This is a genomic window from Pseudoalteromonas sp. SCSIO 43101 (genome assembly GCF_023650775.1).
Classification (GTDB): Bacteria; Pseudomonadota; Gammaproteobacteria; order Enterobacterales; family Alteromonadaceae; genus Pseudoalteromonas; species Pseudoalteromonas apostichopi.
Map to the genome: position 1 here is coordinate 160600 of NZ_CP072674.1, position 24351 is coordinate 184950.

General features: G+C 41.4%; 19 protein-coding genes. 12 read left to right on the top strand and 7 right to left on the bottom strand.

The window, feature by feature from the left end:
* Nucleotides 1–23: 23 nt before the first annotated feature.
* Entirely contained in the window at nt 24–1025 is a 1002-nt protein-coding gene (locus tag J8Z25_RS17860) for an NAD-dependent epimerase/dehydratase family protein (protein ID WP_130052763.1), read from the bottom strand.
* 149 nt (nt 1026–1174) lie between these two features.
* On the opposite strand from J8Z25_RS17860, the gene J8Z25_RS17865 reads away from it, so the two are divergent.
* The 7 genes from J8Z25_RS17865 (at nt 1175) to J8Z25_RS17895 (ending at nt 7270) form a co-directional block, all read left to right on the top strand.
* Nucleotides 1175–2194: an AraC family transcriptional regulator gene (locus tag J8Z25_RS17865; RefSeq protein WP_250662250.1), complete on the top strand. Its 1020-nt coding sequence runs from the start codon at nt 1175–1177 to the stop codon at nt 2192–2194.
* Between the two features lie 96 nt (nt 2195–2290).
* Nucleotides 2291–2983, top strand: coding sequence for an SDR family NAD(P)-dependent oxidoreductase (locus J8Z25_RS17870; RefSeq protein ID WP_130052765.1), 693 nt, complete (start codon nt 2291–2293; stop codon nt 2981–2983).
* A gap of 9 nt (nt 2984–2992) precedes the next feature.
* Nucleotides 2993–4531, top strand: coding sequence for an AMP-binding protein (locus tag J8Z25_RS17875; RefSeq protein WP_130052766.1), 1539 nt, complete (start codon nt 2993–2995; stop codon nt 4529–4531).
* 96 nt (nt 4532–4627) lie between these two features.
* The gene (locus tag J8Z25_RS17880; protein WP_130052767.1) at nt 4628–5047 is read left to right on the top strand and encodes a DUF3429 domain-containing protein; all 420 of its coding nucleotides are present in this window, start codon (nt 4628–4630) and stop codon (nt 5045–5047) included.
* A 54-nt stretch (nt 5048–5101) separates the two neighbouring features.
* Nucleotides 5102–5473: a hypothetical protein gene (locus J8Z25_RS17885; RefSeq protein WP_130052768.1), complete on the top strand. Its 372-nt coding sequence runs from the start codon at nt 5102–5104 to the stop codon at nt 5471–5473.
* Nucleotides 5474–5477: 4 nt separating this feature from the next.
* Complete coding sequence (locus J8Z25_RS17890) at nt 5478–6278, top strand: class I SAM-dependent methyltransferase (RefSeq protein ID WP_250662251.1); 801 nt, start codon at nt 5478–5480, stop codon at nt 6276–6278.
* 2 nt (nt 6279–6280) lie between these two features.
* Complete coding sequence (locus tag J8Z25_RS17895; RefSeq protein ID WP_250662252.1) at nt 6281–7270, top strand: Gfo/Idh/MocA family protein; 990 nt, start codon at nt 6281–6283, stop codon at nt 7268–7270.
* A 16-nt stretch (nt 7271–7286) separates the two neighbouring features.
* Here the strand turns inward: J8Z25_RS17895 and J8Z25_RS17900 are convergent, their stop codons facing one another.
* Nucleotides 7287–8642: a flagellin N-terminal helical domain-containing protein gene (locus J8Z25_RS17900; RefSeq protein WP_250662253.1), complete on the bottom strand. Its 1356-nt coding sequence runs from the start codon at nt 8640–8642 to the stop codon at nt 7287–7289.
* Nucleotides 8643–8825: 183 nt separating this feature from the next.
* On the opposite strand from J8Z25_RS17900, the gene J8Z25_RS17905 reads away from it, so the two are divergent.
* From J8Z25_RS17905 to J8Z25_RS17920, 4 genes are all read left to right on the top strand, one after another.
* Nucleotides 8826–9515 (top strand): hypothetical protein, encoded by a 690-nt coding sequence (locus J8Z25_RS17905; RefSeq protein ID WP_250662254.1) that lies wholly within the window; start codon nt 8826–8828, stop codon nt 9513–9515.
* A complete protein-coding gene (locus tag J8Z25_RS17910) occupies nt 9512–10501 on the top strand; it encodes a methyl-accepting chemotaxis protein (RefSeq protein ID WP_250662255.1) in 990 nt (329 codons plus the stop codon). The genes J8Z25_RS17905 and J8Z25_RS17910 overlap by 4 nt, the downstream gene beginning before the upstream one ends.
* A 431-nt stretch (nt 10502–10932) precedes the next feature.
* Complete coding sequence (locus tag J8Z25_RS17915; RefSeq protein WP_250662256.1) at nt 10933–11787, top strand: EamA family transporter; 855 nt, start codon at nt 10933–10935, stop codon at nt 11785–11787.
* Between the two features lie 229 nt (nt 11788–12016).
* Nucleotides 12017–14095 (top strand): TonB-dependent siderophore receptor, encoded by a 2079-nt coding sequence (locus tag J8Z25_RS17920; RefSeq protein WP_250662257.1) that lies wholly within the window; start codon nt 12017–12019, stop codon nt 14093–14095.
* A gap of 45 nt (nt 14096–14140) precedes the next feature.
* Here J8Z25_RS17920 and J8Z25_RS17925 read toward each other — a convergent pair whose 3' ends face one another.
* Both J8Z25_RS17925 and J8Z25_RS17930 read right to left on the bottom strand, forming a co-directional pair.
* Entirely contained in the window at nt 14141–16321 is a 2181-nt protein-coding gene (locus tag J8Z25_RS17925; protein ID WP_250662258.1) for an extracellular catalytic domain type 1 short-chain-length polyhydroxyalkanoate depolymerase, read from the bottom strand.
* A gap of 221 nt (nt 16322–16542) precedes the next feature.
* Nucleotides 16543–18519 (bottom strand): ligand-gated channel protein, encoded by a 1977-nt coding sequence (locus tag J8Z25_RS17930; protein WP_250662259.1) that lies wholly within the window; start codon nt 18517–18519, stop codon nt 16543–16545.
* A gap of 118 nt (nt 18520–18637) precedes the next feature.
* On the opposite strand from J8Z25_RS17930, the gene J8Z25_RS17935 reads away from it, so the two are divergent.
* Nucleotides 18638–19546 carry a LysR family transcriptional regulator gene (locus J8Z25_RS17935; protein WP_250662260.1) on the top strand — a complete coding sequence of 303 codons (909 nt, stop codon included), beginning with the start codon at nt 18638–18640 and terminating at the stop codon, nt 19544–19546.
* 58 nt (nt 19547–19604) lie between these two features.
* On the opposite strand, the gene J8Z25_RS17940 is transcribed toward J8Z25_RS17935, so the two are convergent.
* From J8Z25_RS17940 to J8Z25_RS17950, 3 genes are all read right to left on the bottom strand, one after another.
* Entirely contained in the window at nt 19605–20222 is a 618-nt protein-coding gene (locus J8Z25_RS17940; protein WP_130052778.1) for a LysE family translocator, read from the bottom strand.
* A 239-nt stretch (nt 20223–20461) separates the two neighbouring features.
* Nucleotides 20462–21559, bottom strand: a complete 1098-nt coding sequence (locus J8Z25_RS17945) for a serine hydrolase domain-containing protein (protein WP_250662261.1) — start codon at nt 21557–21559, stop codon at nt 20462–20464.
* Between the two features lie 334 nt (nt 21560–21893).
* Nucleotides 21894–24347, bottom strand: a complete 2454-nt coding sequence (locus J8Z25_RS17950) for a S9 family peptidase (RefSeq protein WP_167657476.1) — start codon at nt 24345–24347, stop codon at nt 21894–21896.
* Nucleotides 24348–24351 lie beyond the last annotated feature (4 nt).

The window sequence follows — 24351 nt, forward strand, 5'->3', positions numbered from 1 at the left end:
TTTCACTTACTATTAATATTTCTTTAATTTACTGGAGCGGTATCTATCCGCAGTTCTTCTTTGCAAAGCCCTTGCTCATACGCCCACTGCAATGCATGTTGCATACCTTGCTGTAAGGTAAATTCAGGCTTATAACCCAAAATACGATGTGCTTTTTCATTACTATATGCCGCACTTTTACGGCTTAGCATACGCATTGTTGATGGGTTGATATCGGTAGTTTTACCGACCAAGTGATAACACCACTCGATAAACCCTGTTAACTTTATTGCTAAGGCGTAGTTCACAACCTTGACCTGCTTTTTCTTTTGCGCCTGAGCCAAGTAATTAAAATAAGTTTGATTAGTCACTTGCTCAGGTCCTGATAGATTAAAAATCTCACCGCTTGCATCATCGCTCATGGCGCTTAAGTAAATGCCTTTGACTAGATCATCAATATAAATAGGTCCAAACATGCCCTCGGGCACCATAAATGTCCCCTTTGCGATTTCTTGTAAAGGGTAGGCTATCCAAGGTCGTGATCCTGGTCCGTATACATCGCCAGGACGAATAATCGTGACATTGAGTTTTTTACTGGCGTGATAGCTTAGCGATAAATGCTCGCTCATCATTTTCGAGTCGTTATAGGCTCGACCATCAGGAAACAAAGGTGCATCTTCTTTAATGTCAGTTTGCAAATCACTGCCATAGACTGCGGTCGACGAAATATGAATAAAACGTTTTACGGTGTTTGCTGCCACAGCTGCATCAAGCAAATTTTTCGTCCAACCGACATTCGCCTGCCAGGTTTGCTTGTAACTAAACGCGTTTGAAACAATTGCCGCTGTATGAATAACTAAATCGCAGTCATTCATTAATGAGCGCCAGCTAGCTGGCTCATTTAAATTACCTGCAATAATATTGAGCTCTTCACAGGGAATTAAATCAACCCCACATACATCGATTCCATGCGCTTTAAAGTAGCGCGCAAGTGTTCGACCAATGAAACCATTGCCGCCACTTATAAAAACTTTTGAGTAATGCATTGTGTGTTCCTCTTAAGTATATTGCGGCCCTATTCACCGTTCTCAGACCAATCAGTTAATACATTGTTAAACTTTAATGACCTCTATTACTTTACTTTTCGCGCAATTGTTTTTACTTTTTACGCCAGCACATTCAAAAAGAGCACACTATGCCCCGATTAACACAAGCACCTGATCTAATTAGAGTATCTGCTCTACACGGCTATATTGAACTGATTGAAAGCAAATTGGTGAACCCTGACGCACTACTATCGCGCGTTGGTTTAGACAGAAAGCAATTACAAGATGCCAATAACTTTGTGCAGTATCAGCAACTCATCCAGTTGTTAGAAATCACAGCGAAAGAATTAAACCTGCCCTATTTCGGGTTAGAGTTAGGCCGTTGGCAAAGCTTGAACATTTTGGGGTCAGTGGGTTATTTGATGGGGAATTGCGACACCCTTGAAATGGCGTTAAAAAATTTAACTAAGTACTATCATGTGCATCAAAATAGCGCTGACTTACTCCTTGAAGTAGACCAAGACTATGTAAAACTGTCGTTTTTAGTGCGCAGTAGCTTAAAATTGAGTGTTTACCATGGTGCCGACTTAGCTTTAAGTGTTGGGGTCAATTTGTTAAAGCAATTAACCGATGATCAAATAAAACTGCATCGTTTGGAGCTTCCCCACAGTTGCGATGAAAATCCTAGTGTTTATCGTCAAGCCCTTGGGCAAATTCCAACATTCAACTGCGCACACACCGCAGTTGTATTTGATAAAAAATATCTCAAGCTCACTATTAAAAATTCAGATAAACAGTTATTTTCTATACTTAGCCAACAGCTCGGACACCTTCAAGACACGAAACGAGAAAACATCTCTGATCACGTTGAAGTTCTGATCAAACAATATCTACTTCATGAAGAGTTTGGTGTAAATCTGATCGCCGAAAAGCTATCAATGAGTGCACGTAGCTTGCAGCGGCACTTAACAAAGCATGACACAACCTTTCGTGAATTAGTCGATGACGTGCGTTGTAATTTAGCACATCAGTATTTAACTGAATCTAGCCTCAGCTTATCAAACATCTCAGATATATTAAGCTTTTCTAATTACAGCGAATTTACTCGAGCTTTCAAGCGTTGGTATGGTATTCCACCAAAAAATTATCGTAAGTCTCATTCCAGTTAATGGCGTAAAAAGTTAAAAACAAGTCGTTTAAAGCTAAGTTTTCTGTTAACAACTTATATATATTGACTAGCTAGTTTCGCTAATTATTGGTCATGCATGTTAAGAAGAGTGTTTATTACAGGTGCCAACAGTGGCGTTGGGTTCGAGTTAGCAAAGCATTATATTCGCCGAGGTGACGATGTAGCTCTCTTCGGTTTTCAGTTTAGCGATAAAACCAGACATGCCTTAATTGAGCTGAAAAATACAGATCAGTACGTTGAATTTTTTGCGAGCAACATTGCCGATTTTGAAGCGTTACAAATCCAGGTAAACAATGCTATTTCAGCGATAGGCAAACCCGAATTAGCAATAGAGTGCTCACAATTTTGTTTTGAGAACAGTGAGCAACCTTGTCACAAACTTGGTTTAGCCAGTCACAATTTTGCTAATGCAATAAGCCCTTACCTTGATATGAATAGTCACCTAGCTTTAACGACTCCAACCACCAATGCAAACAAACTTTCACCAGACCCCAGCTTCTTACTTCTTACAAAGGAGCTACGTCAAAAGTTAAAACCAAGCAATATTAAAGTCAGCTTAATTTGTACTTACAAAATTGACACTTTACTTAAAAACTCAACCGTAACCTCTAAGCAAGTTTTACAAGGCTTAGATAAGCAAAAATTAATGGTGATCTTAGGCTTACAATCTAAACTAACCTATATCATGAGCCGTTATTTACCGAATTGGATAATGAGTTCTGTGATTGATCGCCTCATCAAACAACAACTAATAAGAACAACACGCTAAGGAACAACCATGGACACACATGATAACCTCACGCAATTAATTGAGCATACATGTCAGACGTATGCCGCTCTTCCTGCCTATAACAGTGCAGGTAAAACGCTCACTTTTTCTCAAGTAGAACAACAATCTCGCTATTTAGCACAGTGGTTTCAGCATCAAAGCGGTCTTGTTGCGGGGGATCGAATCGCTATTCAACTGCCTAATATTGTTGACTACCCTATCGTTACCTATGCAGCATTTCGAGCCGGATTAATCGTTGTAAATACCAACCCGCTTTACACTGCTCGTGAAATGCTGCATCAGTTTAATGATGCAGATGTTAAAGCCATTGTTATTCTTGACGCCCTTACCGATAAATTAGCAACGATTATCAATGATACCTCGATCAAAACCGTTATTGTTGCAGCCGCGGTTGCTGAGCCGACATTGCAAGAGGGTCAATTTTCATTAAATGAACTCATTCGCCAAGGTGAAAGGCTCACACCACTTAGCGCTCATCAGGCAAGTCGTGACGATATTGCTGTTTTACAATACACTGGCGGGACAACTGGAGTTGCCAAGGCCGCAATGCTAAGTCATGGCAACATCTTAGCCAATGCCGAGCAAATGAATGAGCGCTTTGATGACATTTTAACGCCAGGCCAAGAAACCGGTATTTGCCCGCTTCCGCTTTATCATATTTACGCTTTTACGGTGAATATGGTTGGCCTATTTGCCATGGGGCAATTTAATGTACTTATTCCAAACCCTCGTGACCTCGATGCTTTAGTGAAGCAAATAGAACCGTTTGAAATTAATTACTTTTCAGGTATTAACACCCTTTTTATTGGCTTGTGCATGCACCCGGGGTTTAAGGCTCTGAACTTTTCAAACTTAAAAATGACTGTCTCTGGCGGCGCAGCTTTAACACATGCTGCAGCTGATGCGTGGATGAGCACCACAGGTTGCACAATCACAGAAGGCTATGGCTTGTCAGAAACCTCGCCCGTTGCCACACTTAATGACTTTAAAAAAGAAGAAATTGGCAGCATTGGCCGCCCACTATCAAACACCACCGTGGAAATTTGGGATGAAAACGACGAGCCTGTTGCTGACGGTGAGTCTGGCGAGATAGTTGTTAAAGGCCCGCAGGTGATGATTGGTTATTGGCAGCGTCAAGACGAAACAGACAAATGTATGAAACGAGGTTTTTTCAAAACTGGTGATGTGGGTCTGAAACTTCCAAGTGGTAATTACAAAATTGTAGACCGTTTAAAAGACATGATTATTGTTTCTGGCTTTAACGTGTACCCTAATGAAGTTGAAAACGTACTTTGTCAGCACCCTGCAATCTGCGAAGCGGCCGTAATTGGCGCAAAAGATGAAAAAACTGGGGAGCGTGTTTGTGCCTACATTACCTTAAAAGAGCACATTGATGAGCAACAAGTGAGTGACTATTGCCGCGAAAACTTAAGTGCTTATAAAGTGCCTAAATCAATCATTTTTATGGAACAATTACCTAAATCGACGGTTGGCAAAATTCTACGTCGAGAGTTACGCCAACAATAAAGCGATCGTTTTAGCCGCCTAACTGGTATAAAATAGTTAAAAGATAAAAGCATACCGTTAGGTATGCTTTTTAATTTAAGCGGTTTTAAGGTCATTATGGAAAAGTTTATTAATCACATTCAACTCGGTTACTTAGGTTTACTGCCGTTTTTAGGCTGCGTTGGCTGGCCACTCATCGCGGGCAGTAATGCTGTCAACTTAGACTTTTTCACTTTTTATAGCATCGCTATTTTAGCCTTTATGGCTGGTAACTTATGGCATGCAGGCCAGCAAACGCATGCTGATGCCATTAAAGCGATCATTCCTATCTTACCTATTGGCTTTTTAAGTTTTTTACCAACAACCTGGACTCTCGCTTGGCTAGCGGCAAGCTTTTGGCTTGTATTATTATTCGAGAAAAGCTCGCCGCAGTGGCAAACCTATCACGTTGATTATCAAAAAATGCGATTTGTTTTAACCTCAGTTGTATTTGTATGCCACATTTTTGTGATTGGTATGAGTATCTATCCTGAGTAGCCCTTTAGCCCTGTTTGCGGTAACATCCGCGGCTCAGTTTCTTAAGGACTTGCTATGATAGATCAATTGCGCGCCAAACTAGACCTCCTCGGCGAAAATTACGTTGAAAAAGGCGCTCACTTTAAAATTAAAGTGATTCCTTTTTTTTGTGCTATCCACATCAAAAAAGATCACAAAAACCAAGGTACTCTAAAGTTATATTCCAATCAGTTAATTGAAATATTTTTAGCTACCATGTTCTTATTATTCGGGTTAATGCTCTTTGACACAGATGCAGGCTTTACGCACGGTCCTATTCATATCGTTATTGCCGTTTTAATAAGTTTTAACTTAATATTTAAGCAAATAGCGATTGAAGGACTTAAAACTCGCTTAGCGCTTTGTCCTGAAATCGCAGTTGAAAAAGCGCAAAAACAAGGCAAATAACAACATGTTTTTAGACCCTAGTTGGCGCATTTTGACGGTAGGGGATGGTGATTTGTCATTTTCGCATTCCATTGCTCGTCATATAAACCCCGCTAAGCTTGTTGCTTCGACCTATGATGATGCAAACACTATAGAGCAAAAATATGCCGACAATGCACTAAGCGCTTTGCAACAACTAAATGTAGCAACACTCACTGAGTTTGATGTTACACAGCCCGATTCATGGCTGCGCTTAGGCGAGGCACGTTTCGATCTGGTTATTTTTCAATTTCCACTTATACCTGCGTTTAAAGGTGAAGCAGCATTCAAAGCAAATACCCAACAAGGTGGTATGAATGTTTTAAACCGCGCTTTGTTGCATCGCTACTTAGACTACGCAAGCCAATTCGCATTAGATAAAAATGGCCCAATGCTGTGTTACATCACCTCTAAAGATGTAAAACCGTATCGCGAATGGAATATTGAAGGCACGTTAAATCAAGGACTTAATTGCCAGTATCTTGGCCAAATGCCATTCGATATTAGCGTGTTTCCGGGCTATAAAATTCGCAATGTTGATCGCGATAAACACGTTAAAGACACCAGCGGCATTACCTATGTATTTAGCGAAAAAACTGACCATGACATTACCTCTAAGCTGACTTTACCCGCTTATTTAGGTGATAAACACTGTGCTTTATGCCGCGTTGGCCCTTATATGGCACAAGAAGATGAAGACAAACATTTGTTAAGCAAGAAACATAAACAAATGGAAAAATTTGAACAGGATTGGCAAGCATGGCTTGCACAAAACAACCAGGAGTAAATATGAAATTTGTGATTGTAGGTACCAATTTTATAAGCGACACGCTACTGAGTGCAGCCAAACAAATTGAACAATTCTCCTTATATGGCGTGTGCTCTCGAGAGCAGCAAACAGGTGAGTCTTTCCTTGCAAAGCACGACATTGCAAACGCAAAAGTATTTACCAACATTGAGCAAGTGTGCCAAGACCCATTAGTCGATGCCGTCTACATTGCTGCACCAAATAGCTTCCACAAAGACTACGCTGTAATGTGTTTAAAAGCCGGTAAACACGTTTTAGGTGAAAAGCCTTCGGCTGCTAATAGCACAGAACTTGAGGCAATTATTCAAGCAGCAAAAACGCATCAACGCTTATACATGGAAGCGATGATGACCACCCATTTACCAAACTTTGCACGTTTAAAAAATGCCATCACAAAAATTGGCACACCACGAAAATATATTGGTCAATATAGTCAGTACTCATCACGTTACGATAAGTATAAAAATGGTGAGCGCCCAAATACTTTCTTGCCAGAGTTTGCTAACGGCGCATTAGTAGATTTAGGCATTTATCCGCTATATATCTTACTTGCAATTTGGGGTGCCCCACAAACAGTAAAAGCCAGTGGCGTATTACTTGAAACCGGTGTTGATGGGGCTGGCGACGTATTATTAAATTATGCCGATAAGCAGGCGGTGATCAGCTACTCTAAAATCTCGCAAGGCGATAATTTTACTGAAATTCAAGGTGAAAAAGGCCGTATTCGTATCGAAGCAGTATCACTATTAAAACGCATGCAGTTTATCGGCAACGATGGTACTGTCGAAGAGCTCTCTGAGGAGTTTGATGAACACTTTATGCGTCATGAAGTAAGCCATTTCATTCAAGCGGCGAATGCCGGACAAATTGAGTCGTCAGTTAATACCCATACACTGTCAAAACAAGTTATGGCAGTGCTTGATGAAGCACGAAGTCAACTTGGCGTTGTATACCCCGCAGACAAAAGCTAATAATGACCTAGGGCAGCTATTCTAGTTGCCCTAGCAAACTCAAAATTCCATCCTTAGTAATATTCCTCGCTTGCATAGCAACACTAACACCCGCTTGTTGAACAATATCTAGTGATACTTTTTCTGCCATTACTTTGGCAAAATCGGTATCTTCAATTCGCTGGTTTGCTGAACTTAGCATCGACGACTGATTAGATTCATTGCGTATAGTCGACTCAATTGCATTCATTTTTGCCCCGACTTCAGCTCTGAACCCACCGATACGCGACAATGCAGTGTCAATTCTAGCAATTGCATTTTGAGCCAAGTCTTCGCGGCCTATAGTAATGCCCTCAATTGTTAAAGAACCAGCACTGGCATCAATATCTTCAAATATAATATAACCATCTTCGCCAATTGCTTGGTCTGTTGATGTTACCATCATCGGACCATCACTTGATTCAGCAGATGATGAATTTAAACTCCCTAGAGAGTCCCAACTGGCAGTAATTCGAAACATACCCGAGCCAATCACTGTAAGAAGCAGCGGCTCGGTTACATTATCAATGAATATTTCTTCATTTGAACTTCCTGAGCTTGGGTTACCATTCCCCGAGTAGGTAAAGTTCATTCCATTAATAGTTTGACTATTTACAGCTGGGAAATTAAAACCTCCCCCCGTAAATAAATTGCCATTGCTATATGTTTCTGTGCCTTGGTAACCATTTGCTGGAGTAAATAAATTTGCCTCAATTCTAGATTGCACAGACGATAAATCTTGCCCGACTAAATGCTCGCCAGTTTGGGTAAATAGATTTAAATCATCATTCGCACCATTATCATTTATTTGAATCCTGACGTTCGTTGAACCCGCAGGTATTAGGCCTAAAGAAATATCTCCTGAGCTCATCCTTTGCTGAACATTATTAGAAAACACTTCATCTAATACCGGAACATTATCTAAATTCGTCTCTAGTTCAGGCTTAGACATTAATGGTTTTTTACCAAAAATTTCTGTATTTACTACAACGCTGTTTATATGATCTCGTAATTGTGAAAACTCTTCATTTAACGCTTCCCTATCTATATCTGTATTTGAGCCATTTGCTGCTTGAAGAGCTAAAGTTCGCATGCGTTGAAGCGTATCTGTGAGTTCTGATAAACCAGCATCAGCAACTTGTCCATAGCTAATACCATCTTGTAAATTTCGAAGTGTTTGTTGCTTCACTGCTAATTGTGTTGTTAATCGATGACTTATCTGTAGGCCAGCAGCGTCGTCTTTTGCAGAGTTTATACGTTTCCCCGAAGCTAATTTCTCATAGGTTGAGGTAATAGATTGCGTGTTTTGCAGTGAACTTGGCGTGCGTAGTCGTGGCGAATTGATCGTCAACATTTTGTCTTCCTTGGCAAAAAGACTAGACGAAGCAAAACTCATACCATTTTATTAGTAGCTAAAAGTTTCAACTTTCCTTGAATTAACCTTCTTAATGAATGTTCATTTGTAACAATATTTTTGCGGTTGTAGGTTATTGCACTATGTTTAAATTATGCATTATTTAATTTGTGAGACTTAGCCTTGTCTATAAGATTTTTATTAAGAGCCGTTTTCGCAGCAACCATTACCCTTGCTGCAGGACTACTCGTCATAATTTTATTGTTGCAAGCAGGCCAAGATAAAAGTTTATACTCTGCCCAGCAGCGCTATGAACTAAGCCATCTTGCACAGCTTTCATCTTCAAATTCGATTCACCTTACTGAACTTGCCCGTCAACATGTTGTGACTTTAGATAACCGCTATAAAGACGAATACTATAAGCTTGTTGATCAAATTCAAGGAAAAACAGCTTGGCTTAATGGTGAAAAGAAAAGTTATGAACAGCGCTTAAAAGCATATAATGTTGCCGCTGACGACTTAGCCCTTTTACAAAAATCAAACGATTTATCACTTAAACTGATTGAAACAGAAGAAAATGCATTTAGTTTAGTCAGTAATTTGATTGGTCAAGATACTAATAATTTGAGTCCAGCCGAGCACAAAAAATGGGTGCATGCTATCGAGCTTTTAACCAACGATGCATACATGGCCGAAGTTGAGAAAATTCAGCAGCCTGTTCAAGCCTTTTTAAGCTCAATCAAGAAAAAAAGTGCAGCGGATGTAAAAAGCAATCATGACAGTGTCGTCACCCTAAGTTTAATAAGTACAGCTTTAGTGCTCACTATTATTGCCACCTTAATATTGTGTTATTGGCAATTAGAAAAAAAGTGATTAAAGCCACCCATGCCTTGATCGATGAAGCGAAGCGTATCTCTGAGGGGGATTTATCTTGTTATATAGACCACAAAGCCGATGACGAAATAGGTCAGCTTGCTAGTAGCTTTAACATTATGGTCGATAAGCTCTCACAACTACTTAGAGAAATACACGATCAATCAGAGCAAGCTCAAGTGGCAGCGAGAAGCTTAGATGAAATTTCGCAGCAAGCTAAAACGTTGAATGATATTCAAAGCCAAGCAATTGAGGTTATTTCAAGCTCAGTATACGAAAACTCAACGGCCGTTAAGGAAGTATCACAAAACTGTGCAGAAGCGGCAAGCAGTGCGACATCTGCAAATCAAAAAACTCAAGATGGTCTACAGGTAGTGCAACAAGGTGTTAGTTCTGTTGAATCAGTGGCCGACACCTTAACCAAATCACTAACGGACCTTAATCAACTGGAAGCCTCAGTAAATGAAGTAACTGTTATTTTAAGTGTTATAAGTAACATTGCTGAACAAACTAATTTACTGGCACTCAATGCAGCAATCGAAGCAGCACGAGCTGGTGAACAAGGCCGAGGATTTGCGGTTGTCGCAGATGAAGTAAGGACCTTGGCTAGTCGTACACAAAGCTCAACCCTTGAGATCCAAGAGAAAATTGACTCATTACAATCGGCGACCAATGCCGTGACACAAAGGATCCGCTCAAGTGATGCGCAAATAAAAGAGGCTGTGGTAAATTCAGAAAAAGTTGGCCATATGCTCGATGAAATTAGCGTTCAAGCAAAAGCTATTTCTGATGCCAATATGACCATAGCTTCTGCATCTGAGCAGCAATCTCAAGTGACAGAAGAAATCGCCCGGCGCTTAAACGAAGTTCAAGACACAAGCCGTAAGTCACAGCAACAAACGCAAAGTATTTCAGATTCATCAAGTAAATTGGCTAACTTGGCAAATAACTTAAACGGGCAAATTAATCGCTTTAAATTAAGCTAGTCGCTGAGTATACCAGCGATTAGCGATTAGTTTAAAATCGGAAAGTAACAGATGTACCGATTGTTCGTGGATTAACAGCGGCCATATAGCCTTGTGGGTGACGACCACTGACTGGCTCTTGTGAGGTATACGTTTTTCATCCAAGGCATCGTTGATATAGACGCTTACCGACCCTTGCTCATTATCTTAAGCCTTCGATAAACGCTGTAATGAGTTTATGACTAAACGTCACCAGCAAAAATCAGCCTAAACAAACCATCATTTTCACCTTAAAATAAGCAAGGCTAGCTTCTCTAGATATCAAAGCAATTTGATACCCATATTTTGCTTTATCGAAAATCTGTGTCCGTTTAACGAAAAACATTTCTTCTCCAATAAAACATCAGTAGAATCGCCGCAAACTTGAGCTATTAACTTTCATAAGGACAGTGATGCTGCGCACCATTCCACCGTTTTTTATTGCTGTTATTTGCGTGCTTCTTGCAATGGTTACCATTCAATCTGGAGCCTCTGTTGCAAAGCAATTATTTCCTTTAATTGGCCCTGAAGGCACAACCGCACTGCGCTTAGGTTTTTCAGCAGCTATTTTGTGCCTTGTTTTTAAGCCTTGGCGAGCATTTCCGCCTATCGGGCAGCGCATGCCGATTATCGTTTATGGCTTAAGTTTAGGTGGCATGAACATTCTGTTCTATTATGCCATTGAACGTATTCCTTTAGGGATAGGTGTTGCGCTAGAGTTTACAGGTCCCCTTGCGGTTGCTCTACTTTCGTCACGTAAAAAACGCGACCTATTTTGGGTAGCCTGCGCCATTGCTGGCATTATTTTATTGCTACCCGATATGAAAGGCGAAGACAGCCTCGACCCTATAGGTGTTATTTTAGCCCTTGCGGCAGGAGCGTGTTGGGCGTTTTATATATTGTTTGGCAAAAAGACCGGAAACCAAGGCTCAGGCGGGATGACCGTTGCCATGGGTATGAGCGTTGCCGCGATTGTACTTGTGCCTTATGGCGGCGTTTCACAAGGGGCTGCACTATTGAGTTGGGAAGTGTTACCACTGGGTCTTTTAGTAGCCATCATGTCTAGTGCACTACCATACACACTAGAAATGGTTGCGCTTCGCAATATGCCAGCGCAAGGTTTCAGCATCATGATGAGTTTAGAGCCAGCCATTGCTGCATTGGCTGGCTTTATGATCCTAGGTGAGTTTTTAAGCATGTGGCAATGGCTAGCTATTTTATTAGTGATTACCGCCTCGGTTGGCAGCTCAATATCGAATAATAAATAAATTTATCAAGGCGCCTCAGGGCGCTTTTTTCATACCCAATTAGTAAACTTGCCTTTTCATATACACAAAACTCTTTGACATAATTTGTTACATTTATTTGTATTAATATACCACCTTTATCTTAAACAATGATGATAACCATTATCATTTATGATAACTTACCCGCGATTGTTTCTTTATTAAAAACAATAACCCTATAAAAATTTGCTAAATAACACGCGGAGATAAAATGAAATTCACTCAGTTGCCTATTGCAACCGCTATTCTTTGTGCACTATACCCTCAAATCAGTTTTGCAGAACAAACGGCTGACGTAGAGGCTAACCTCGAAAAAATCGAAATTGTGGGTATTCGACAAAACCGTATTAGTGAAGGCGCTACAGGTTTAGCACTTGAAATTGATGAAACTCCGCAATCAATCAGTGTGATCTCTGCTGAGCAATTAAAAAATTATTCCGCATTTAATATCAATGATGCTTTACGCTTAGCGCCAGGTATCAATGTTGAAGAATGGGAAACCAACCGTACTAACTATACATCACGTGGTTTCGAAATTAAAAATACACAAATCGATGGGGTTGGCTTACCGAATGACTGGGGTATCGTTACCGGCGCAATGGAAGCATACGGCTATGAAAAAATTGAAGTTATTCGTGGTGCCAATGGCTTACTTACCGGTGTAGGTAATGCATCGGGTACTTTAAACTATGTGCGTAAGCGCCCTAAAAACGAAAGCGGCGGCGAATTCGGTGTCTCTATTGGCTCATGGGATTTTAAACGTTTACAGGCTGATTACTCATTATTGCTGACTGAGTCTGGTAGTTGGGCTGCTCGCTTTGTAGCTGCCGCAGAAGATAAAGAGTCATACCTTGATGGCCTTGAGAACAACCGCGAATTTTTCTCTGCGGTGGTAGATGGTCAGCTTACAGATAACTCAACTGTTACTTTAGGTTACTCATATCAAGACGCAGATACCGATGGCAACACCTGGGGTGGTCTAGTTTATAACTACACAGATGGTTCGCAAGCTAAATGGGATGTCAGCGACACAACCACCCAAGAGTGGACAATGTGGGACACCATTAACACCTCTGCATTTGTTGAATACAACTATGTTTTTGCAAATGCGTGGCAGCTTCAAGCAAGCTACAACTTCCGTGGTTTTGAAGAGCAAGACAAACTTTTTTATGCCTATGGCACTATTGATAAAGATACTAACCTTGGTTTAGTAGGTTCTCCTGGTCGTTACGACAGCGAAGTAGATGCTGATTTATTTGAAATTAAAGCATTTGGTGCCTTTGAAATGTTTGGTAAAGAGCATCAAGCAAGTTTTGGGATAAGCCATGCAAAAAGTGATGATGTGATGTATCAACACCCGTTTGATTTTGCAAATACACCGGCTTATGGAGCAACTCCTGCGTTCCCATACGATTTAGATGCGATCCCAGAGCCTGATTGGTTAACGCCAGTTCTGTATTCAGATATTGAACAAAAGCTAACCCGTTACTTCGGCTCTGCTCAGTTAAATATTACTGATAAACTATTCACCGTAGTTGGTTTTAACGCTATTGAATTTGAGCGCTCAGGCATGAATGCAGGTGCATCGATTGATAATGACGAGAGCGAGACTAGCCCATATGTCGGTTTTACCTATAAGTTAAACGACGATTTAAACCTATATGCAAGTTACTCAGATATTTATCAGCCACAAGAGCAAACTGATTTCAATGGCCAATACTTAGCACCAACTAAAGGCACTAACTTTGAAACGGGGGTTAAGGCTTCTTGGCTTGATGATGCCCTGATGACAACGTTTGCCTACTTTACTGCTGAACAAGATAACTTTGCACAATACGCAGGCCTGACTGAAGATGGTATCTACTACTATGAAGGCGTGTCTATTGAGTCAAAAGGCTATGAATTTGAAGTCACAGGTAAAATCACCGACGCTATGAATATCGTCGCATCTTACACGCATATTGATGTAACTGATGAAAATGGTGATGACACCAACAAATGGGCGCCTCGCGATGTTGTCGGTGTAACAGTAGATTATGCATTAACAGACGCAGTAGTTGTTGGCTTAAATGGTCGTTGGCAATCTAAAATTGAAAGCACTGATTACAATGTTAAGCAAGGTAGTTACGCTCTGCTAAACGCCTTCGCGCGTTGGAATATTAATGACCAAGTTGCAGTACAAGCTAACGTTAATAATATTACTGATGAGCAGTACATCAATAGCTTACAAACCGTGGGTTATTATGGCGCGCCAACAAACGGTAGCCTAACTCTGACTTATAAGTTCTAAACGCTGATTAGAAGAAGTGTCGCCCGTATGGGCGACACACATCTATTAATTAGGGCAATTACCTAACTCGTAATACCCCGCACTAGTTTGCGCTAAAGTACTGGTATAAAAGGTGTTATAAAGACCTAGGTTATCGCCCGAGCCCACCGCAAAGGCGTAAGAGCCATTCGTGGTTGCGCGGTTTGCTTGCACATGCGCATAGTTGCTTGAGGTAGTTTCAGTGCATTGGTAATCACCATTCGGTGTTGAGTCACACGCATCACCCACACCATCTGCATCACTATCTAACTGTTCACTATTGGCCACCAGCGGGCAGTTATCTAGGCTATCACTGACACCATCGCTGTCGGAGTCACTTGTTTCACCATCAGGTGTACTGTCACACACATTTCCGATACCGTCATTATCGTTATCGGCTTGATCAGCATTCGCTACATTTGGGCAATTATCTATACCGTCGAGCACACCGTCGTTGTCTGCGTCATTATTAGGTTCTGTGGTGGTTTTACATGCCTGTAACGGCCCTGCACAACTTGAATCATCATCAGCTATCCACTGACATTGATTTGTACCCGCTGAATATTCACGCATAGTAAAAGCAGCGGTACCAAACGCTAAATAACAGGCAGAATAACCCTCGCCCCAGCTAATATGGCCTTCGTTGATATGAAGATTGTAATCGCCTGTCACGCCAGCATCGATGACAAAATTAATGCTGTCAGTTGATGTCAACGCAGTATCATCGCTTGCGGTGATCACTGCAGTATTATTGCCACCTGCTAGATTGCATTGCTCAGCAAAATACTCAAGCCCATTCACTGTAGCTGTCACATCACCATTACTAAAACTGACCACTACGGTACTTAAGTTTTGATTATCATCAATCACCGTGCCCGTTACTGTAGCGCACTGCCCGTTTACACTAGCAGCAATATCACTAAGTACCGGTGCTGTAGCCGCAGGCTCTGGCCCAACGCGTACCGTAAGATTAACCTCATCACCTTGTTTCGCTTCGTTATCTGTGGCACTGACACGCACTTCATAAAGTCCATCGCTGAGTGCACTTGTCACCCCACTAAAGGTATTATTCGCATCGACTTGCACATTGAGTGACTCAATTAAGCTTGGCACACCACCAGCTAGGCTATACACGTTAATATCAACATTGGTTACACTGCCTTCTTGGTCGATTGCGCTTCCTGTAATGGTGAGCTGGTTATTACTGTCTGAGGCATTTAAATTACTAATTTCAGGGCCTGCATTACGATCAACTCGTTTATTATTAGCCGCAAAGTACTCACCTAGATAAGTTGCAAAATTAATACTGTTTGCAGCAACATAATCGCCAGACGCGCCTTGCCCACCCGACCACGAGTGATCCAAATTATTAAACCACAGCATAGCAACCCGATTATCTTGCCAAAGTGATTGCTCGGCAGTGCGTGTTGCATCATCACTTATTGTCGTCGTACCTGAAAGTTGATTAACCCCATAAAGGGCAGCAAAACCATCTGCGTTTTGCTGGTTATAACAGGTATTTACTGTGGTATCGGCAGTACCGTGGCCAATCACCGCTATTTGTGTGGCAAAGTGATCTTTATAACTGCCAGCATAGCTTTCACAGCGAGATACAAAGGTGTTTTCAGAAACCGTTTCACAGGTTGAAATCGCCCCACTTGAACTTGTGCCGATGGTTGGCCCAGCGCTTGGAGCAACCCCTGCAAATACATCAGGCGCTACACAAGCTGTTTGTGCAGCCATTGCCGCCCCAGATGATAAACCTGCAATATACACTTGTTTAGGGTCAATATTACGGGCTGAATCACCACTTAATGCATTGGCTAAATTAATCAAATTCTTATAATCGCCAGAGCTGCGATTGATTGTCCCTTGCCAATATGACCAGCAGCTATAACCTGCTTTATTCATTGCATCAGGGACTGCTATCACCATGCCATGGGCTTCAGCTGCATCTTCAAGGTTAGCCGTTAAGTAGTTATTGATAGGCTGTACACAGCCATGTAGCACCAGCATCAAAGAATGGCCACTGCCTATGCTTGATTGCGTATCAGGAGTGTAAATATGAACATTATTAAAACCGCCAATGCTGACATTTTGTTGCCAACTACCAGCAAAGCTTGGTTGTGAGAAAATAGCAGCACAGAACACTGCGAGCGAAGTAAACGACGCTGATTTTCGTTTACATGATTGTGTTACTTTTTGCATATATCGCCTTTATAGTCGTTATCATTGTTGTCTGTCAGTTGATGACTAACCCAATGTAGTAGAACTATCTAAAAAGCGAACTATAACTATAGTGCTATACGTTAATTAAAATACAACCCTAAGATACCACACCTGCATTTATTGCTTTTTTCGAAACTAAACCCAATTCCATTAACAAAGCCAACACAATACGTTGGCTTTGCTTTTACTATGGTATGCGGTTAAAAATTAAAACCGAGAGATACCCAATAACGGCGGCCATCTTCAACATAGCCGTATTCACCTTCGGTAATATCTTTATCAAATAGATTATAAACACCAAAACCTAACTTAATGCTGCGGCTGAAATCATAGTTACCACCAATATCAGCCAAGGTGTAATCTGGCGCAATTAAGCTACTTTGTGACGGGCCTGTTGTCGGTTGGCTTTCTTCACCGCGGTAATGAACACGCAGCCACGTGCCTAGTTTATCAACCGGACGCCAATTAACTGAAGTTTGTAAAATATGCTTAGGTAATTGGTTAAGTGGGCTGCCTTTGTATGCACCGGTTTTTTGCTCAGAATCGGTGTAGGTGTAATTGGCACTTACATCAAGCTCACTGGTAATGTCATAAGATACTGATAACTCAAAGCCTTGCGTAACGGCTTCATCCACATTGACATAGGTCGTTGGCATTGAACCAAACTGGTTTGGTCCATCAGTACACTGAGTGAGTGGGCACGAAATACGGGTAATTTTATCTTCAAACTCGTTGTAAAAAACCGTGCTTGAAAGCGATAAATCATGGCTAGCATCATAGTAGATACCCATTTCGTAGTTTACAGATTTTTCAGGGCTTAAATCCGGGTTACCATAAATATTGCCACCTCGGCTCACTTGCCCCCACGCAGCGGTAGATTGACGAATATTCGGCGCTCTAAAGCCTGTCGAGATACCCCCTTTAACCGTCAACGACTTAGCTGCTGTATACACACCATATAAACGTGGGCTGAAATGGCCTGAAAAATTGCCATCATGATCATAACGAAGACCGCTAGTGAGTTTAAACTGCTTCGTTGCAGCCCACTCATCTTCCGCAAATACTGACCATTGCTCGTTCTCAACATGCGTTAAGTCACTAATCCGGTTACTGGTGTAATCGTCCAGCTCTTCTTTTAAATATGACGCACCAAATGCAGCATTATGATTGGTAAATGGTAAAGTCCAGCTTGTTTGCGCATCGGTATTTTCGACATACATTTCGCGAGAGGTATTATCGAATTTATCGTACTTTAAGTAACTGCGTGATGAGCCAAAATCATAAAAACCATTATGACTTAGTGAGTAGCTTTCTTGGTCGTACTCTGTGGTTGATGACTCTGGGCAGCCATTACGGCCACAGCTTTCACCTTGAGCTAAAGGCGCAACTGTTTTACCTAATGTTTCCTCGAGTTTTTGTTTTGCAGAACCTACTTCGAGCATAATTTCATGGTTATCAGAGGGCGTTAAAATGAACTTAGCTTTAATATTGCTTTGCTCTTTACCACGAAAGCCTGCTTCAAAATCGTCTTCGTCACGCTTTGAAAACTGACCCGATAGCTGCATACCTAATAACTCAGGAATTAAACCACCTGCAGTAAAGAAACTGCCTTGATTGATATCACCCGATTCACTTGATTCTTGAATCGTGCTATCTAAGCGTAGTTCACCGTACCATTTTTCTGGTGTTTTACGGGTAATAATATTGATAACACCACCAATTGCATCTGAGCCATATAGTGAAGACATAGGACCGCGAATAACCTCGATACGATCAATCGCTGAAATAGGTGGAGTCCACGCCCCCTCTACACCCGGGCCATCACTGTTTGGACGAGTTTCACGAGAGGATTGGCGCTGGCCATCTATTAAAATCAAAGTATATTGACTAGCCATACCGCGAAGGCTGATATCTTTTCTGTCGCCTCCGCCCGTGACCACCACACCGGGCACATCGGTCATCGCATCGGTTAAATCACGGTAAAAACGCTTTTCAAGCTGCTCACGGTCAATAACACTGATACTGGCTGGCGCCTCTTTAAGCATTTGCTCGTAACCGGAAGCCGATACAACTATTACTTCCATGTCTTGTTTTTTGTCATCAGCGTATGCAAAATGGGAAAGACCTGCGAACACAGCAGCGGTGAGTGGTAAAACAGAAGAAACAACCCTCGTCATAATAATACTCCGTGACTTTTTATTTATAAATGATAATAATTAGCGTTCGCATATTAATGAGAAGTCCCAATTTTCACAATTTACGATTTCTTAAAACTGAATTAAGAAGGCCTGAACTATGAATTCCAAGCTGATAAAAACATTACGTGTATTTTCTCGTACTGTTGAAACAGGCAACATGAGTAGCGCAGCTGCTGAATTATCGATGACTACATCGGCTGTCAGTCAACACATTAAGCAATTAGAACAAGAAATCGGACTAAGTCTATTTAATCGCAGCCCGCGTGAGCTCACTTTAACTGAGGCTGGTCAGCTGTATTATCAAAGCTGTTTAAAAATGCTGGCACTTGCTGATCAAGCCAGTACGCAATTACAGAATTTACAAAATAAACCGAGTGGTGAGTTAAAATTAGTGGCTCCCGTGGGGTTTGGGGGTGGGCTATTAAGTGAACCATTGGAGCGCTTAATCAATGAATTTGATGATTTACGTATTCAGTTAATTCTAACAGATGAGTCTATCGATATGATCAAATGCGGCGCTGACTTAGCGATTGCCATTGGCCCGTTAACTGACTCTAACCTTGTTGCTCGTAAGTTAGCAACTTGGCCGTTAAAGCTATGTGCCCATAAAGGCCATGCGATTAGCAAATTAGATGAAGCCAGTTGGGAAGATCTTAGCAAGTTTGCGCGTATTGCACATAGCAACGCCGACAGTAATGCGTTTAACCCGTTAACGCTGGCAAGCAAACCATTACCGAAAGCGAAGATCACCGTAAATAATATGCAAAGCTTAATTAAACTGGTGTGTGATGGTGTTGGCTATGGCGTGTTACCAGAGCCAGAAGTAAGGCATTTACTAAAATCGAAAGAACTGGTTGAAATAGCGCCGGAATGGGCAATGCCTAATTACACTGTTTATGCGGTAACACCAGCCAGAGACAGCTTAGCGGCAAAAACAAAAACCGCCATTGATACTCTGAAACTGTGCTTTAACCATGTGTCAAAGCAAGTCGAATTAGTTGATTAAGACTCAACATGGATAATACCAATTTGCAGTATGCGGATGGGTATTATCCAAATTAGTATTATCCAAGCGCTAACCAAACGCCCACGCACATCATTAGCGCACCAGCAATACGGTTTAACCACTTCACATTGTCGCCTTTATCTAAAAACAGCCTTAAGCTCTTTCCGCCTGTTGCGTAAATCAACATACAGATAAATTCGCTCAACATAATAATGCCCACTAACACAGCAAGCTGTGGGGCAACTGCTAAATCAACATTGATAAATGGAGGCAGTAAAGAAATCATAAATGCCCACCCTTTTGGGTTTGCAATAGCAGTAATATAACCTTGCGAAAACAATTGCCCACGGCCAATTTGTTGCTGTGCATCATCCTTAGGTTTGAAGCTGGTTTTAGCGCGCCACATATTAACACCTAAGTATATTAAGTACGCGCCACCTAGGTATTTTAAAAAGGCAAATAACTCAGGGTAATTAAGCATAATACTGGCAACCCCAATCACCGCTGCAATGGCCACCGTGGCAACGCCTAACACCTCACCGACCATCATCCAAAGCGTACGCCGAATACCCACACTCATCCCTAACGTCATGGCGAGCGTCATACACATACCAGGTGTAATTGAAACAAAGAAAAAGGTCGGAATAAAAACCGCGAGTACTGCTAAATCAAGCATAAATGCAATCACATGTTTATAGCTAAAAAAGAGAAAGCGATTAAATCACATTCACTTAAATAAGCAAACAAACACGCGATTGCTAACAGGGTTATAAAAACATACCGCCCATGCCTATGAATATCGTCTACTCAAATAGACGTCACTTACCAAGGCGCACTCGCGTTTTTATTGATTGGTTAAGCGAGCAGTTAAAACCGATTACGCAGAGCTAAGATGGTTGCTATGTGCGCTTCAGTTTAACTACCTTTAATTACAGACAGCAGGAGTTGATCAATTTCATTATTCACTCCACCAACGCTACTATTGTTTAAAATTACATAACCAATATTTTTATCTGTCACAGAGCGAGTTAATGATGTCCAGCCTCTATTAAACCCTGCAAAACCTAAACTATTATTCTCAGAGTCTATGACATAGCTCATACTCCATCGCCCTCCGGTATGAGGCTGAGCTTGAATCATATTTGCAATAAGCTGATTTGATAAAATATTTGAACCAAGGTAATTACCTTGCTCATTTTTTAGCACTGCCTGATTAAACTTAGCTAAATCATCTGCAGTTGTTATAAAGCCAGCGGCAGCAGTTTCTGTAAAATACACCATCGCTGTTTTGTTGCCATTCTCATCGTAAGGACTAGCCAGCATTGCTGAAGAAACACGGTTGATATCAAACGAAGAATTTGTCATTCCGAGGGGTAAAAGAACGTTTTCAGTCATAAAATTACTGAAAGATTGATTAGTCAGATCTTCAATTAACAGCTGAACTATCGTGTAACCACCACCTGAATAAGACCATTTAGTGTCAGGCTCATGAATAATTTTAACGGCTCCACCCCCCGTGTTATTGCCTTCTAATGACTCTACAAGAGTAGGTAATGGATCTTCAGCGCTCCATCCATTGTACCCACTTAATGAAAGCCCTGATGTATGAGAGAGAATATTACGTAAAGTTACCTTGTTAGCATCAAACTGAGAATTCGGTATTTTCCAGCTTTTTAAGTAATCATTAATTGGTTTATCAAGTTCAACTTTACCTTGTTCAACTAGTTTCATTGCGCCCCAAACTGTAATCACTTTAGAAATAGAGCCAACATTGAATAAAGTTTTGTGTGTGATTGGAGTTCTATTTTCAGCGTCAGCATAGCCATAATAATATGAACCAACCACCTCTTTCCCTTGAACAATCGATATAGCAATACCACGCGCTTTGCTTTTTTCAAGAATTAAAGGGACCTCTTTATCTAGCACTTTAGAAAATTCTAAACTTTTAGTTTGTTTTGCATGTAATGAGCAAGACGATATTAAAAACAATATTAGAATTATAAACTTATTCATGAGCATCCTTGTTTTGTAACGACCTCATCAAAGGCCTGTTTTAGTTGGCTAAAATTAGCTGGGTATATAAAAACTTAGCGATTTGTATCTTCCCTTCAAGTGCTGTTCACCTGCTTGTTCATCAATGTAAGTACGTAGACTAGTTACACTATCAAAAATAATGCTTGCTGGTAACTGGCCTGATTATTAGTCCACTTCATGACTTTAAATGTGCGCACATGAACAATATTTCCTCTTATTTGCTTACCGCTTATCTACAAATAAGAATATGCAAGTAGGCAATACAAAAATCCCCGCTTAAAGGCGGGGATTTTTTATAAGAGTAATTTTCTAATTACTGAGTAACGCCTTCAGCGGCAACTGGCTCTGCTGGTTTTTCGTCACTTAATAAGTACTTATCTAACCACTGCTCTTGCTCCCAAAGCACATGCAGCAAGCTCTTACGAGCACGATAGCCATGCGCCTCATAAGGTAACATCACTAAGCGGGCTTCTTTACCTAAGCCTTTTAATGCAGCGTACATACGCTCACTTTGCATTGGAAAGGTACCCGAATTGGGATCTTCTTGACCGTGGATCATCAGCATAGGTTCATTGATTTTATCAGCGTGGAAAAACGGTGACATAGCCGCATACACATCTTGTGCTTGCCAAAAGTCACGCTCTTCACCTTGGAAACCAAATGGCGTTAGGGTGCGGTTATAAGCACCACTGCGGGCAATACCGGTTTTAAATAAATCGCTATGGGCTAATAAGTTCGCCACCATAAAGGCACCATAAGAGTGACCAGCAATGGCAATTTTGTCTTTATCTGCGACACCTTTTTTTACAAGCACGTCTACCGCAGCCTTGGCACTTGCTACCAATTGTTTACGGAATAAGTCATTTGGCTCTTTCCCGTCAACACCCACAATTGGCATTTTCGGGTCGTCAAATACGGCAATACCTTTTGCAAGATAAGGCATTGGCCCCCAATAACCGATATAGGTAAATTCATACGGCGACTCGCGCATTTGTGACGCAACAGCTTTATCTTTATATTCAAGCGGATAAGCCCACATTAGAACCGGTAACGGGCCTTGAGTTGAATCATAACCCGGCGGCAAATAAAGCGTTCCACTGAGCTCAACGCCATCATCACGCTTGTATCGAATTAACTCTTTAGTCACTCCTTTAAATTCTGGGTAAGGGTGCTCAAAGGTCGTAAGTTGAGTCAGGGTTTTATCGTCTAGGTCGCGAATAAAGAAGTTAGGTTGCTCAGTTTTAGATTCGCGAATAGTAATTAAACGCTCGCCTTCGTCATCAAGCATGGCACGTATACGTTCATAGTATGGCGCTTCTGATTGCCAAACGCGTGTTGTGGTATTGGTCTTTACATCATAACGGTCTAAAAACGGAATATTGCCTTGTTCAGATGCACCGTTACCGCGTAAGAAAAGATAACGCCCGCCAACGACTTTTAATACGTCAGCGCCTAAATCATTCTTTTCATATATTGGGTAACCTGGATCTTTGTAGGCATCGTTATAGCTACGCTCAGAAAATAGCACTCGGTTTTTATCTGCATTACGTGGTTGAATAACAAATGTGCGAACTTGTCGGTCGCTAAAGCGCCATTCAGATAACAGAGCAACATTGCCATTACCCCAAGTAATTGAATCAAATCGGCGTTCAACTTTAGCAAATAACTTAGCATCACGTTTAAAAGGTGCTCTTAGGCTATAAAGGTGATCGTGATAAGGCACGTCGGTTTTCATATCGCCGCCGTCTTGTGCTTCTGCCCAAATTACCTCAGCCCCTTGATCTGCTCGCCATTGAAAGTCACGGCGACCAGTGCGAACACTGTCATAGCCTTGTGGAATGTTATCAGCTAAAGGCTGCTTAGCAAGCTCTGCTAACGTATAGCCACGCATGCCCCAAATTTGCCAAGTAGCTGCAAATCGACTGTAAGGCACTTGATACGAAAATGGCTCATCAATCATGCCAACCAAAATATTGGTTGAATCTGGTGAGACAGAAAACGATTTAATTAAGCCCGGCTGACCAATCGGTTGACCTTGACCACTGAGCGGAATATAAGTCAGCTGGCTTTGGGCAAAGAACTTAAATTGCGCTTCATCATAAGGGCTTGTTAGTAAGTTTTGATATGTACGGGCAGGCGCTTTTTCACCACTACTTTGTTGAATAACCGGCACAACCTGCGAGCTGTCGTTGCTTAAGCGAGCTTTACCTATATTGACCGCTGCATTAGCAACAATGGCGCTGCTATCTGGCAACCAAGTATAAGGTGTGCGAGTTAACACTGAATTAAGAGGTGTATCACTTAGCTGGCGGGCTTGCTTAGTACTTACATTATAAACCCATAAATTAGCACTCGATGCTTGCTCAACGACAAACGCCAAGTATTGACTGTCGCTTGACCAGCTTGGTGAGCGTAAAATGCCATTTGGCAAACCAGATACAACAATTTCAGAACCGGTTTCTACATGTTTAAGCACTAACGACGTAAACTTATTTCGTACTCGTGAGCGCGAAAAATTAGCAGGATTAAGCTTAATGCCCGCAAGTTTTAGCTCTTCTTTGGCTAAATCTTGTAAGGTATCGATGCGTTTTCTATCAAATAATGCCAGCCACTCGCCATCATTTGATAAATAACTACTCGGTGCAAGCTTAGCGTCAACCACTGCAGCTAGCGCAGGCGATGGAGTTTGATAACCTTGATTAGCAAAACTGGGTGTGCAAACAGCTGCGCCAATAACTAGCGCAAAAAGCAGTTTAAATGCTTTCATGTTC